At 63.9% G+C, this 13,688-nt stretch carries 10 protein-coding genes; 5 read left to right on the forward strand and 5 right to left on the reverse strand.

The annotated features are described in order from the left end of the window. Nucleotides 1-320: 320 nt before the first annotated feature. Together K5658_RS13945 and K5658_RS13950 are read right to left on the reverse strand one after the other, a co-directional pair. Nucleotides 321-1,547, reverse strand: coding sequence for a PQQ-binding-like beta-propeller repeat protein (locus K5658_RS13945; protein WP_221063728.1), 1,227 nt, complete (start codon nucleotides 1,545-1,547; stop codon nucleotides 321-323). A 183-nt stretch (nucleotides 1,548-1,730) separates the two neighbouring features. Beyond that, on the reverse strand, nucleotides 1,731-3,299 hold the full coding sequence (locus K5658_RS13950) for a multicopper oxidase family protein (protein ID WP_221063729.1): 1,569 nt from the start codon (nucleotides 3,297-3,299) through the stop codon (nucleotides 1,731-1,733). A 454-nt stretch (nucleotides 3,300-3,753) separates the two neighbouring features. Here K5658_RS13950 and ftsH point away from each other — a divergent pair, with 454 nt between their 5' ends. The 4 genes from ftsH (at nucleotide 3,754) to K5658_RS13970 (ending at nucleotide 8,444) form a co-directional block, all read left to right on the forward strand. Then, nucleotides 3,754-5,688 (forward strand): ATP-dependent zinc metalloprotease FtsH, encoded by a 1,935-nt coding sequence (ftsH, locus tag K5658_RS13955; RefSeq protein WP_221063730.1) that lies wholly within the window; start codon nucleotides 3,754-3,756, stop codon nucleotides 5,686-5,688. Between the two features lie 76 nt (nucleotides 5,689-5,764). Beyond that, nucleotides 5,765-6,661: a hypothetical protein gene (locus K5658_RS13960; protein WP_221063731.1), complete on the forward strand. Its 897-nt coding sequence runs from the start codon at nucleotides 5,765-5,767 to the stop codon at nucleotides 6,659-6,661. Between the two features lie 9 nt (nucleotides 6,662-6,670). Further along, the gene (locus K5658_RS13965; protein WP_221063732.1) at nucleotides 6,671-7,936 is read left to right on the forward strand and encodes a glycosyltransferase; all 1,266 of its coding nucleotides are present in this window, start codon (nucleotides 6,671-6,673) and stop codon (nucleotides 7,934-7,936) included. Between the two features lie 10 nt (nucleotides 7,937-7,946). Continuing rightward, nucleotides 7,947-8,444, forward strand: a complete 498-nt coding sequence (locus K5658_RS13970) for a hypothetical protein (protein ID WP_221063733.1) — start codon at nucleotides 7,947-7,949, stop codon at nucleotides 8,442-8,444. Nucleotides 8,445-8,629: 185 nt separating this feature from the next. Here the strand turns inward: K5658_RS13970 and K5658_RS13975 are convergent, their stop codons facing one another. From K5658_RS13975 to K5658_RS13985, 3 genes are all read right to left on the reverse strand, one after another. Next, on the reverse strand, nucleotides 8,630-9,553 hold the full coding sequence (locus K5658_RS13975; RefSeq protein ID WP_221063734.1) for a DUF4928 family protein: 924 nt from the start codon (nucleotides 9,551-9,553) through the stop codon (nucleotides 8,630-8,632). Continuing rightward, on the reverse strand, nucleotides 9,553-10,650 hold the full coding sequence (locus K5658_RS13980; RefSeq protein ID WP_221063735.1) for a DNA cytosine methyltransferase: 1,098 nt from the start codon (nucleotides 10,648-10,650) through the stop codon (nucleotides 9,553-9,555). The genes K5658_RS13975 and K5658_RS13980 overlap by 1 nt, the downstream gene beginning before the upstream one ends. A gap of 109 nt (nucleotides 10,651-10,759) precedes the next feature. Beyond that, the gene (locus tag K5658_RS13985; RefSeq protein ID WP_221063736.1) at nucleotides 10,760-12,220 is read right to left on the reverse strand and encodes a glycosyl hydrolase family 57; all 1,461 of its coding nucleotides are present in this window, start codon (nucleotides 12,218-12,220) and stop codon (nucleotides 10,760-10,762) included. 128 nt (nucleotides 12,221-12,348) lie between these two features. On the opposite strand from K5658_RS13985, the gene K5658_RS13990 reads away from it, so the two are divergent. Then, nucleotides 12,349-13,371 carry a DUF3530 family protein gene (locus K5658_RS13990; protein WP_221063737.1) on the forward strand — a complete coding sequence of 341 codons (1,023 nt, stop codon included), beginning with the start codon at nucleotides 12,349-12,351 and terminating at the stop codon, nucleotides 13,369-13,371. Nucleotides 13,372-13,688: the final 317 nt, after the last annotated feature.

Raw genomic sequence — 13,688 nt, forward strand, 5'->3', positions numbered from 1 at the left:
CTTGACCCAGCCTTGCAGCGGGATCATGACCAAACCGGGCACGGAAAAAACAGGGAGCGCCTCTCCCGGAGTCGGAGGGCGGGATTCCCGCCGTGGTGGGCGGCTTCCGCTGGGCGGATGAGGCCTTGGCCCGGTGCGGTGGGAGTTCTGCTGGATGCGGATGGCGGCATGGCTGCCGCCGCTGCCAGTATCGGCTCAGGCGAAGGCGTAATCCGCCGGGCGGCGGCGACGGTGCCTTGCAAGGTGCCGGTGGCCCCAACCAAAAGGGCGTCCCGCAGGACGCCCTCATTGCCAATTCGCGGAGTTCGGGTTCCCGCCCCTCAAGGCTGCGACGGCAACCCATAAGCGTTCAATCCTCCGTTGGTGTTACTGGAATAAAGCTTCCCATCCACCACCTGGAGCGAATAGGCGATAGAATCGCTGCCCCCCAGGGGCGGGGTGATATAGACCGGCATCAAGCTGAAGAAGTCCAGGGCGAACAAGGTATGGATGGCTCCCGGCCCGAAGCTGTCCAGGGTCAGGTAGACCACATTGTTGGCGACCACGATGTCGGAACTGAGCCGGGCCTCGCTGATACGGAATTCGCGGAGCGGTTTGCCGGTCTTGCCTTCGAAGGCGGCGACCCCGCCGGGTGCCGGGAACAGCACGGTCCCGCCGGCCACGGCGGGGGACAGGAACAACCAGCCGCTGGCCTTCTTGGGCAGGCTCCAGACCTCGGCGCCGGTCTTGGCGTCCAAAGCGGTGGCCCGGCCGCTCTCCTCGCCGAAGAAAACCAAACCGTCCGCCACCGCGACCGGGACATATAGGGTGCTGCGGATGACGCTCCATACCTGGGCTCCGGTGGTGGCGTCGAAGGCGGTGATCCGCCCCCTCCCCTTGGGCTTGAGTACCCAATCGTGGTCCGAAAGATAGACCAACCCATCGGCCACGCTCACCCCGTTGTCATGGAAGACGGTCTTGTCGGCGGGTGCCTGCCCCTGCCACAAAACCACCCCGGTTTTGGCGTCCAGGGCGTACACCGAGGGCGGCGTGGTGTTCTGGAAGCCATAGGAAACACTGACATAGACCACCCCGTTGGCCACGGTGGGCGCGGAAATATGCTCGCCGGCGAAAGTCTGCCGCCACACCTTGGCCCCCGCCTTGTTCCTGTTGTAGGCGCCGACCTCCACCATCGAATGGCCGGAAAGGGCGCTGCCTAACACAAGATTGCCCACCAGGGCCGGGGCCGTGCCGCAGCCGGGCACGCTCCACAGCACAACGCCGGTGGCGGGATCGTGGGCGGTGAGGTTGGAGCCGCATTGATACACCACGCCCCCGGCTTCGGCGATGGGAGCGGTACGGTAGAACGCCGTTTCCGCCGACCACACCGGACGCAACCGGGCAACGGTATTACTGCTCAACTGGCTTTCGTTGGGGTTATAACGGGTCTGGGCGGCGTCGTAGCCGCTCTGCCGCCAAGCCTGGGCGGGGGCCGCCTGGGCGGCGAGGCCGACCCCGCACAACAAGGCGCAGGCGGCGATCTTCAGGGAAAAACGCGCTTTGGACATATCGGGTCTCCTGGAAGGAAATGGGTCCGGTCGCCGGGATGGCGGACCACCGTGGATCGATACCGTGTCCCATGCTCGTCCAAGTGGCCGGACAGGTCAACCCGGATCGGACAATCCTTGTCCAATCCATAAGTCAACCCTACCAGACAGGATCAGCCCACGTTCCGGGTGGGCACGCCGCCCCTATTCCGATCCCGGACTGGTCACGTTGATAATCGACATCATGCCGTTGTCCTCGTGCGCCAGGATATGGCAGTGGAACACATAGGGACCGACGAACCGGCTGAAGCGGGTCCGTATCACCACCTCGCCCGGCACCCGGTTCCCCGCCGCGTCCGTGGTCGCATAGGGAATCGGCACGGTATCCACCAGGGACCGCGCCTGCTGCGGAACGCCGTTCACGCTCATCACCTGGATATCGTTGACGTGGAAATGGATCGGATGCAGTTCCTGCGTGGTGTTCTGGAACACCCATTCCTCGACCGTGCCGGTCTCCGGCGTGGCATCGACCCGGTTGGCCCCGAAAGTGCGGTGATTGATGAAGAAACGATTGGTGTTCTGGTTCTCGGACAGCACGAACACGCGCTGCTTGGCAATGGCCGCGTCGCTCAGATTGTCATACAGCTTGAGAAACCTGGGCAGGGCGGCGGGTTCCGCGGCCTTGCCGGTCACGTTCAAGGTCGCCAACAAGGCCAAGGGGTAGTTATCGCCCGCCGGGCCGGTATCCATCGGCGCGGTCAGGAGGGAATAACTGCCCGGCGTCCCGGCCTGCACCAGCACATCGAAGCGCTTGGCCGGGGGCATCAGCAATTGCGTGGTGGTCCAAGGGCGGCTGAGGATGTTGCCATCCTCGCCGATCACGGTGAAGCTCAGCCCGGACAGTTCCAGCGTATACCAGATATCGGCCCCGAGATTGCCGAGATGCCAAAGTTGGGTCTCGCCCGCCCGCAGCGCCAGGGTCGGCTGGACCAAACCGTTCACCGTGCGATGGGTGGCGGCGTTGGAATCGATATTGGTCGCCGGGATCGTGTTCCCGCTGTCGTACTGGAAATCCTTGAGTTGCAGGAAGCGCTGCTTAATATCCTGCAAATCCTGGGGCAAAAAAGACTCCTGCCCACGCACATAGATAAACCCGGACAAACCCCCGAACACCTGTTCCTCGACCAAGGGATGGAAATGCGGATGATACCAATACGAGCCCGGCGATATACCCTTGGGCAAATCATAACTGTAGAGGAATTTGGAGCCGCTGGGCAAATCCACGAAGATATTATCCTGATTCCCCATCGGCGACACGAAGAAGCCATGGGTATGCAGGTTGGTGGGTTCGCCCAGTTGGTTATTGAGGGTCACTTGCAGGTTATCGCCGGGGTCCACCACCAAGGTCGGCGGGGCGAACGCGGGCGGATAGCTCTGCCCGTAGGCGCTGGCGGCATAGACGCGGGCGTTGACCAGCTTGCCGCTGATCCGCACCGGGGTCGCCATAGCGGTCAACTCCACCTTCAACACGCCTTGGCGGCTGCGGATCACCGGCGGCTCGGTCAGGGGCAGGCCGGTCAGGATATCGCCGGATACGCTGTTGGGAATCCGGGGCGGCGGCGCGGCCGGGGCCACCTCGGCATCCATACGATGCCCGGCGTGGGCCGCGCCGGACCGCGCCGCCGCTGCGTCGCCCGGCGCGTCGGCCCCCCAGGCCACTCCCGTCAGCAGCGCAATCGCTCCCGCCACCACAGATTTATTCAAAGCATGCATAGCCACCTCTTATCGGTTTTAGTTGTCGTTTGTCCATACCTCGGCCCGGTCCGCGCCCGCCCACGGCGGACACGGCGGGACCGAATCGGAATATAGCCCAGGATAGGGCCGTCCACCGGAGCGACCGCCGATCCCGCGCCGACACCACATCCTAGAAACCGGGTCGATACGGATAAATACGCGAACCCACTTAAATCGACGGGTCCGCCGCTTTTGCAACCCCACCGGGCCAACCCGCCCGCGAACCGCGCTTCGGGCTGTAAACTTTCATTCCCCACGGCTAGCGCCTACACTCGCCCCGGACCGACGCCCCGCCCGTCCACAGCGCCGTCCGCAACAAATCCAAGCTAGGATGCGCCCTGAACAACGGCGGACGGCCCCTATCCTTCGGGGCAACTCCGCCCCGCGAAACGGCCGGAACCGGCAATCCCCCCGAGTTTTTAAGGAGAACACCATGAACAAAGACCCTTCCCCCTCCAGCCCCCTGCTCAAAACCCTCCAGGAACTTTGGCAAAAGCTCGCCGACTCGTTCAAATCCGCCAACCCGCTCGGGAAGCCCGAGGTGGAAATCAATCCCCAAGGCGATGGCCAGCGCCGCCGCAACTTATTGTTTTTCTACGCCCTGCTGTTCTTCGCCACGCTCTATCTGTGGCAGGGCTACCAGGAAGTCCGCCAGGACGAAATCCCCTACAGCGATTTCCTCAAATACGTGCAGGAACAACGCATCGAGGACGCCGTCGTCACCGACCAGGTCATCACCGGCACCCTGAAACCCAAGGACGGCGAGGAACGCCGCCGCTTTATCACTGTGCCCCTGTGGAACCAGGACTTGGCCAAGGACTTGGAAGCCAAGGGCGTCAAATACAGCGTGCGCTATGGCAGCAATTGGCTGGGCAATTTCATCTTCAACTGGCTGCTGCCCATCGCCATCATGGTCGCGCTATGGAGTTGGATGGCCCGGCGCATGACCGGCGGGGCGGGCCGCGGCTTCCTCAGCATTGGCCGCAACCGGGTCAGGATCAACGCCGATGTCTCGGTCAAAGTCACCTTCCAGGACGTGGCCGGGGCCGAGGAAGCCAAGCAGGAACTGCGGGAAACCATCGAATTCCTGCGCGACCCCAGCCAAATCCAGCGCCTGGGGGGACGCATGCCCAAGGGCGTGTTGCTGGTGGGTTCCCCAGGCACCGGCAAGACCCTGCTGGCGCGGGCCGTGGCCGGCGAGGCGGGCGTGCCGTTCTTCAATATCAGCGGAGCGGAATTCATCGAGATGTTCGTCGGCGTGGGCGCGGCCCGGATGCGCGATTTGTTCGAGCAGGCCCGCCAGAAAGCCCCCTGCATGATCTTCATCGACGAACTGGACGCCATAGGCCGCGCCCGTGGCGGTCCCGTGGTCATGGGCGGCCACGACGAGCGCGAGCAGACCCTCAACCAATTGCTGACCGAGATGGATGGCTTCGATCCTTCCGTCGGCGTGGTGGTGATGGCCGCGACCAACCGCCCGGAAATCCTCGACAAGGCCCTGCTGCGGGCGGGCCGTTTCGACCGCCAGATCGTGGTGGACAAACCGGGCCTCGAAGACCGCCTCGCCATCCTCCAACTCCACACCGCCAAGATCACCTTGGCACCGGGCGTGAACCTGCGCATCGTGGCCCAGCGCACCCCCGGATTGGTCGGCGCGGACCTCGCCAACATCTGCAACGAGGCCGCCATCATCGCCGTCAGGAAGAACCAGAACGCGGTGGGCCTGGAAGATTTCGAAGCGGCGATAGACCGGGTCATCGCCGGTCCCGAAAAGAAATCCCGCACCCTCAACGAAGCCGAGAAGCGCCGGGTGGCCTACCACGAATCCGGCCATGCCCTGGTCGCCGAGATCGTGCCGACCGGCGAGCCGGTGCATAAGGTATCGATCATCCCGCGGGGCGCGGCGGCGCTGGGCTATACCCTGCAACTGCCGGTGGAGGAGAAATTCCTCTCGACCGAGGCCGAATTGCGCGACCAGATCGCCATCCTCCTGGGCGGACGCACGGCGGAGGAACTGGTGTTCGGCGATGTGTCGAGCGGGGCGCAGAACGACCTGGAAAAGGCGTCGGAAATCGCCCGCGCCATGGTCTGCCAACTGGGCATGAGCCAGCGGCTCGGTCCCTTGACCTATGGCCGCCGCCAGCGCTTGGCCTATCTCGCCACCGAAGGCATGGAGGAGCGCAATTTCAGCGAGGAAACCGCGAAGCTGATCGACGCCGAAGTGCGCGGCTTGGTGGAGGAAGGCCAGCGCCGGGCGCGGGAAATCCTCGGCGAGCGGCGCGGAATCCTGGACGTAATCGCCCAGCTGCTTCAGGATAAGGAAGTCGTCGGCGGAGAAGAAATCAAGGAAATCATCCACGGCGGCTGACACCAGGGGCGCGGGCCGGGAATCCGCAACGCCATCGGCCCGCGTCCCCCTTGATTCCCCATCTCCAAGCATCACAATGACCCCGAGCATCGTCCGACAATTGCCCTTGGCCCTCGCCCTCCTGTGTACGCTCGGCCCCGCCGCCGCCGCAGAAAAACACCCTGGCAAAGCCAAACCCCACCCCAGCAAAGCCGCCGCCCCGGTCCCGGCCAAGGCGGCGCAACCGGCCAAAACCACCGAGCCCAAACACCACCACCCGGCTCCCGTGGCCGCGAAAACGCCGCCCCGGCCCCGACACGCACCGGAACCCAAACCCAAACCCACCCTCCCGGAATCCCAATCCGCCGCGCCGGTCCAACCCGCCCCCGCCGCAGTCCCGGCGGAACCGGCACCCGCGCCGCCACCCCGTCCCAAAACCCGCCATGCCCCCGCGCAAGCCAGCGCGCCCGCGCCCGCCGCCCCAGCCAGCGAAGCCGACTACCTCGCCGAAATGGAAGCTTGGCGCAGCTATCAAACCGAAACGGCGCGGGCCTGGAAGCAATACCAAGCCCGGACCATCACCCGCGAAGCCTATGACGCCGAAGTCAAGCGCAGCTGGACGGCCTATGCCGCCGTCTCCGGGAACGGCGCGGCCACCGGCACGGCCCTCGGCAACAAAGACACCGCGCTGGATCAACTCCGGCTATGGCTGGACCTGGACTTCTGCAACACCGACCAAGCCGCCGCCGCCATCCGCCGCCATTACGGCATCAGCGGCCCGACCGAAGACAGCGGCCCGGTGTTCGCGGGGCTGCTGAACCGCTTCGTGCAGACGGCCTCGCCCGAAACCCAGCAGCGCATCGAACGCGAAATCGCCGACTACCGCCGCCAGTCCGCCGACGATATCCAAGACCGGGTCGAGCGCATCCAGGCCAATCTCGGCACCCGCGATATCCGCAAGGCCTATCGCGGTTCCTGGTGCGGCAGGACTTGAACCCGGCCCATGCACGTCCTGTTCGTCCACCAGAATTTCCCCGGCCAATACCAGCGCCTCGCGCCCCAACTGGCGGCTGACCCTGGGAATCAAGTGGTGGTCCTCTGCGCCCACCGCCGCCCCTTGCCCCCCGGCCTCCAAGCCGTGCGCTACACGGTGCGACCGGACTTCGCCAGCGGCCTCCACCCCTGGTTGGAAACCACCGAAACCCGCGTCCTCATGGGCGAGGCGGCGGCGCGGGCGGCCTTGGAACTCAAGCGCGGCGGCTTCGTCCCCGATGCGATCTGCGCCCATCCCGGTTGGGGCGAAGCCCTGTTCCTCAAGGACGTGTGGCCGGATGCGCCGCTCTTGTGCTATCTGGAATTCTTCTTCCAACGGGGCAACCACTTCGGGGCGTTCGATCACGCATACCCGGAGCGCGGTTTCGAGGCGGAATGCGCCTGGCGGATGAAGAACAGCTTCGCCCTGCATGGACTCGACGCCATGGACTTCGGCATCAGCCCCACCCAGTGGCAGGCCGCGCAGTTCCCGGACTATCACCGCCCGCGCATCCAAGTCATCCACGACGGCATCGACACCCAGGCCGCCCGGCCCGACCCGGACGCCTCTATCCAGCTGGCCGCCCATCGGCTCACGCTACGCCCCGGCGACCCGGTGATAACCTTCGCGGCCCGCAGCCTGGAACCCGCCCGCGGCTTCCTGGGTTTCATGCGCGCCCTGCCCTTGATCCAGCGGGCCTGTCCCCAGGCGCGGACGATCATCGTCGGCGGCGAAACCGCCAGCTATAGCCCGGCGCTCCCCGCCGGCGACAGCTACAAGCAACGCGCCCTGGCCGAGGTCGGCGCCCAGCTGGACATGGGCCGGGTGCACTTCGTCGGCACCCTGCCCCACCCGCTGCTGTTGACGCTGTTCCAAGTGTCCGCCGCCCATGTCTACCTGAGCTATCCCTACGTGCTGTCCTGGTCGGTGCTGGAAGCGATGGCGGCGGGCTGCTTGGTGGTGGGTTCCCGCACGCCGCCGGTCGAGGAGGTGATCGAGGACGGGGTGAACGGGCTGTTGGTGGATTTCTTCTCGCCCGAATCCATCGCCGGGGTGGTGATACGGGCACTGCAACAGCCGGAACAGCTACGGGATTTGCGGGCAAACGCCCGCCGTACCGTGGTCGAGCGCTACGACCTGGAACGCCTGTGCCTGCCCCAACAGGTGGCCTTGGTGCGGGCCGTGGCGGAAAGGCGCTATCCCGGCGGGCACCTTCCCCTGGCCCCATACCCTTGACTGGTTTGCCATGCCCAGACTCCGATCCCGGTCGATAGCGCTGTTATTGGTGGTTTTATCCGCCTGCGCCTCGCCCCCCGCCACCGAACCCGGCGTGATCGAAGCCCCGCGCCTACATGCCCAATGGTGGCGCGGCGAATTCTACGGCTATGACGAAGCGGCCTACCGCCTGCGCCACACGGCGGCGGGGGACGAACTCGTCGTGGATTTGCGCTATGGGGCCGCCAGCGCCGATTTCCGCGCCATCGACTGGCCGGGACTGGGCATCCAGCCTTTGCGGGTGTTGGAACATTCGGCGGAGCGTTGCCAAGTGTTCGGTAGCCTGCAATCGCGCTGCATTTATCACGATGTGCTGGACCTCGACCCGCCGCCGGGCGCTTTGGAGCGGGCGCGGGCCGAGGGGGTGGAATTGGCTTTGCTCGGGAAGGCGGGCGGGCGGCGGGGGTTGGCGCTGCCGGGGGAGTATATCGGGGAATTCTTGCGGGCGCGGACCGCGCTGGCTCGATAGCGGCTTGCTTCGCGGCGATGCAAACCAAGCGGCTCGTGCCCAGGCCGTGCAAACCGGGTTTGGGCTACTGTTTCTGCCCATCCTATACCCGCATCCCCAAGCTCCGTTTGGAAATGCCGATACGAAGCCCTGCTTCCAGCGCCACGCCAAACAGTGAGTGGGAGCCGCAAATTGCCGGCCAACCCCTAAGCGACCTCTATTCTCAAACCAGGGTCGGTCTCGCATTCATCCACGATGGCGTTGTATTCGGAGATAAGTTGTTCCGTCGTGGTGCGTCGGCCAGCTTGGGCGAACTTGCCTATCTCATACAGATTGCCCGCTATGAACTGCTCGGCCTCGAATACGTCGAGCCTATCGGCTATGCCCGCCTGTTCGGCCAGCCCTTCCGCCACCACCGCACCCCGGCCAGTGGTGATGATGACGAGCTTCATCCCATTATCGAGATTCCTCCCGCATTTGCGTATCAATGCCTCGGACGGGGCGGTGGTGACATGGATCGCGACATCCTCGACGATGAAATCACCTCCACGGCCCGACACATCGTCCGCGACATTCGCGCCATGATGCCGTAGCGGCGAATCGAGCAACAGGTTCAATTTCGCGCCAACCAGATGTTGGAGCATAGTCCCCACAAAAGTCGAACCATTGGCCTGGGCCTGCCGTTTCTCGGCTTGCGACAGCAAGTCCCGGATCACGGCGCGTAGGGACTTCGAACCGTCGAACCGCAGCACAAAGGGCTTGCCCGAGAAAAACTCCCGCACACGCTCGATCCACCACGCTTCCAACCGTGCGAAATCGATGATGCCGGAAGCGTGGGCCTCGTTCAGGAAGGCGACATATTTCCGCATATTGCCTACGCTGCCCCGGCTGGTACGCCCGCCCTCCTCGGCCAGGACACGTTCGATGCCATGCTCTTTCAAAATGGCCTGCACAGCGGATTTCCCAAGTCCCACGACTTGCCCACCGCCCTCGGTCAACAATGCCTCCGGGTCGAGGGGCATTCCAAGTTTCCTACCATGGCGCGTCACGACCAAGGCGACGCAAAGCGGCCCTTTGCCCTTCATATGGTTTTTCCGGGCGAACTCATCGAGTTTCTCATCGAAGGGCATTAAAAACCTCTTTTCCTTATCAATTCCGCCAGGGGAGATAATAAGTTCTCCGCAAGATACCGGGATACTGGAAGGGCAACAGCGTCACCCATTGCCTTATACCCATCGTTATAAGTGCCGGGCAGTTTATAGCTTGCGGGTGCCCCCATTAAGGCAGCGGCTTCCCCTATGGTAAGCAACCGGGTTTTAATCAAACCATTATTTTCCCTTATCACCAAAAATTGACGACTGCTACCGCCTTCCGGTGTGCGTAGGCATCCGGCGAGACCATCGAAGCGCAATTCCAAAACCTGCCGCCCCTGCCTGATACGTTTATAACCAGGAAAAACCATTTGCCCCTCCTTGGAAGCGACCGCCATTTTCTCGTAATGTTTGTCCGGTACCAAGGCTAGCAGGCGTGTCTGCTTTTCTGGACCATCGCAGGGCGCGGTGAATTCAATCAAATCATCGAGTTTCTTTTTTCTTTCCGGTGGTCTGGCGAGATTCCACCAGATCCAGCCCTTCAATCCCTCGGCCACCCTGGTAATGGCGGAGGGATGGCACCAAGCTGGCTGGTCCATTTCAAAGGGGGCTGTCGGTATCCCGGCCTCCACAGCGATGACGAAGACACGCTTTCTCGATTGGGGTACCCAGTGTGAAGCATCGATTATGACTGCACCGACTTTATACCCCCTCTCGATCAAGGCACGATGAAGTTTACGATAATGCTCTCCCTGCGCGGTGGACACCAAACCGACAACGTTTTCGGCGACCGCCAATGGGGGCCGGCGCGGCATCTCATCCAGCACCCGCAGCCATTCCCAAACCAAGCCGCTGCGTGAACTAGAGAGACCCCCCATATTGCCGGCCAATGAAACATCCTGGCATGGGAAACTTCCCCAGGACAAAACCGCCGGGGGTAGGTCTCCACCTTTCACATCGCTGATCGAGCCGAGGTGGAAGATGTTTCCATCGTGGTTAGCACAAAAAATCTTGGCTTTCTTCTCGCAAATATCATTCGCCCAAACCGTCTCGAAATGGTCTTTCAGCCCTTCGGCCACCAACCCGCTACCGGCGAAAAAATCCAAGCAGGTTGGCTTGTTGTACACTCTACTCATAGACCTTGGTTTTCAATCATCGTGATAACTCCTGTTATCACTTTTACCCATCCTGCCGTGTTATGTAAGGCGGGTTAATCTTAAAAAACCAACCCGCCCCCAAATCCCCTCAAAAATCGTGCGTCGCGATCTCCACCGCCCGCCGGCAAATCTCCCGCCCATAATCGGTCCACTGGCCCTGCCCCCAATAGCGGTAGCAACTGGTCTGCGCCGTCATCAGATGGAACAGCGCGTTGCGGTAGCGCCTATCGGCGGTGGACGCGCCGGACTTCAGCACCTTCTGGTAAAACGCCGAACTGGCCTCCTCCATCGGCCCCAGCACGTTGTCATAGCCGCGCACCCAGGAAATATCGTTGGTCCAACTGCCGCCCTCCATGTGGAAACGGTGATCCTCCTTGCGGATATCCTCGATCACGGCTTCCAGTTTGGCGGGACCGTCGCCCGGCGCGAAGCGGTCCCAAATCTTCTTCTGGAACAAGGGCTGGACCACCGGCAAATCGCTCTCCTTGATGCCCATGGCAAACAGGAATTCCAGGTATTCGGTGGCGTTCATCAAGGGGGAACGGCTGCCGCTGGCTTCCCGCACCGCGTCCATGAACTTGCCGGGGAATTCGTTCATCATCACCCCGCCGTTCTCGCCGTCGGCGATCTGCGTCACCAGGGGCGGAACCGAACGCCCCGCCAAGGTCCAGCGCGACAACGCCTTGGCCTCGTAGAACGGCTGCATCTGCGCCACCAGCTTGGTGTCGCTGCCCTGGGTCTTGATAATGGCGATGATATCGACGCTCTCGCCCGCCGAATTGGTGCAGACCAGCCGGTGCGGCAAATGTTTGAGCTCCGGGCCATGGCCGTTGCCGGGTTGCTCGACCGTGTGTTCCTGCACCAAGAGCCAGGTGAAGCCGCAATCGCGCAGGGTCTTGATATATTCGTAGGCCACGTCGGGATGGTTGGGCAGGGCCATTTCCGAAGGCGAGAAGCCGCGCACCCGTTGCAGCGCCTCCAGGCCGAAGATGGCGGCGAAATGGTGCTGCCACGCCTTGACGTGCAGGCGGTAATCCTGGGCCGGGGTCGAAGGCGCGACCGCGTGGCCCCAGGGCGCGCCCAGCCATTCCACGCCCTGGCGGTAATCCGGGTTGCAGGTCACATTGCGCAAGGTATCGAATACATCGTGCAGGCCCATCTTGCGCAGTCCGTGGAACAGCGTACCGGAGTATTCCAGCATCACCCGGGGGCTCTTGCCCTCGTGGAACAACTGCGGCACGAATTCGCCGATGCGTTTATAGCACCAGTGGAATGCCGGGGCGTTGTGGTTGTCGCCGACGCCCTGGTTCCACATCATGTATTGCAGGTTGCTGATGATATCGGCGCTGCGGAGGTCGCCACCGCCCGCCGGGATCAAGGGCTGGTGCATGTGCAGGGCGATGGCGCAGGCGCTCTCGATGTGATCGAAATGGATGGGACTGGCGGGCTTGAACACCTCGGCGGGACGGTTCCGCACAGCCGCTTCGATCAAGGCTTCGGAACCGGAGATATTGGGCAGGTCGTCGATGTATTCGGGAATATGTTCCATGGCAGGCTCCTCTAAACTGTGGAGGGGTTGGCTCGGTACCGGACCCACGGGGACCGGCCCGCCGCGACGGCCCGAGTTTACACGAATCCCCGGACCCGGCAGTCCGGCCTTGATGCAACTTATCCGCCATGAACCGCCTATCCCGCTCCGCTTCCATTCCGCGCCCCCGGCGTGGGGTCCGGACCCTCTGGCTCGGCTGGCCGCTGCTGCTGGCGACGGCCCCGCCGCTGGCGGCCCCCGAACCGCCAACGCCCCCCGCGAATCCACCGGCCGGCCCGCCCGGACAAGTTCAGGCTCCAGTCCCGCCCGCGTCCGCGCCGCCCACCGCACCCGCGCCCGGCGGTACGCCCGCGCCCCCCAGCACCCCGACGCCCACGACCACCAACGCCCCGGCACCCACCCCACCCGCCGCGCCACCGAAACCCAAGCCTCCGGAAGCGAGCGACCTGTTCCCGCCCAGCGAAGTGGTCAAGCTGACGGCGGACGGCACGTCCTTCGAGGGCTTGTTCCGCGAAACCCCGGCGCGGCGGATCCGGGGCACGATCCTCCTGCTGCATGGCCGGAGTTCGGCGGCGAACGATCAAGCCGTCGTCGATCCGCTCCGGGTCCGGCTACCGGAACGCGGCTGGTCCAGCCTGTCCCTGGTCCTGCCGGACACGCCGCCGGGCCAAGCCCAGGCCTTGGAACAGGCCGAGGCGCGGGTCAAGGCGGGCGTGGATTTCCTCAAGGGCAAGAACTTGCGGGCGCTGATCCTGTTGGGACACGACCAAGGCGTACGCACCTTGCTCGGCTATCTACTGAAGCAGGCCGACCCCGCGGTCAAGGCCGCCGTGGTGATCGACCCGGTGCCGGGCATCTTCGCGCCGGGTTCGGGGATCGGCAACGAACAGGCGGCGCGGCTGCGGCTCCCGGTCCTGGACCTCCGCACCGGGCGGGATATCGCGGTCCTGGGGGAAGAGGCGCGGCTATGGCGGGTGGCGTTCCGGGGCGATCCCGGCTACCGGCAATCGGTCCTGAACGATCCCCATCCCGATTGGAAGGATATGGAGGAGTTCGTGGAAAACCGGGTCCATGGCTGGCTGGTGCGGCTGCAACAAAGCGCCGATCCCGGCGGATCGGTGCCGATCCAGGATACCGCCGACGCCCCCTGAAGCCCGTGCCCGTAGCGGGGACTACGTAGTTCCTCGTAGATAGCGACGGAATCTACTAATTTACCGATAAACGGTACCGCGGTTAAATAGGCACCAAGTCTGGCGGAGACATTTTGCATCGGTGTTCCGTTTCGGACTGGGGGACTGAAACCCGGCCGCAAGGTCGGGTTTCCGTTTTTTCGGCCCCCGCGAATCCCGCTTCCCGCCCTTTCCCTCCCCGCCGCGCCGCCTCATCGCAAGGCATCCACGCACCACGACGGGGCAAGACCTTTCCCCATACGCCCGGCCCAGCCCCGCATCCCTGCCGCAAGGGGGTA

It is taken from the genome of Methylomagnum ishizawai, assembly GCF_019670005.1.
GTDB classification, from domain to species: Bacteria; Pseudomonadota; Gammaproteobacteria; order Methylococcales; family Methylococcaceae; genus Methylomagnum; species Methylomagnum ishizawai.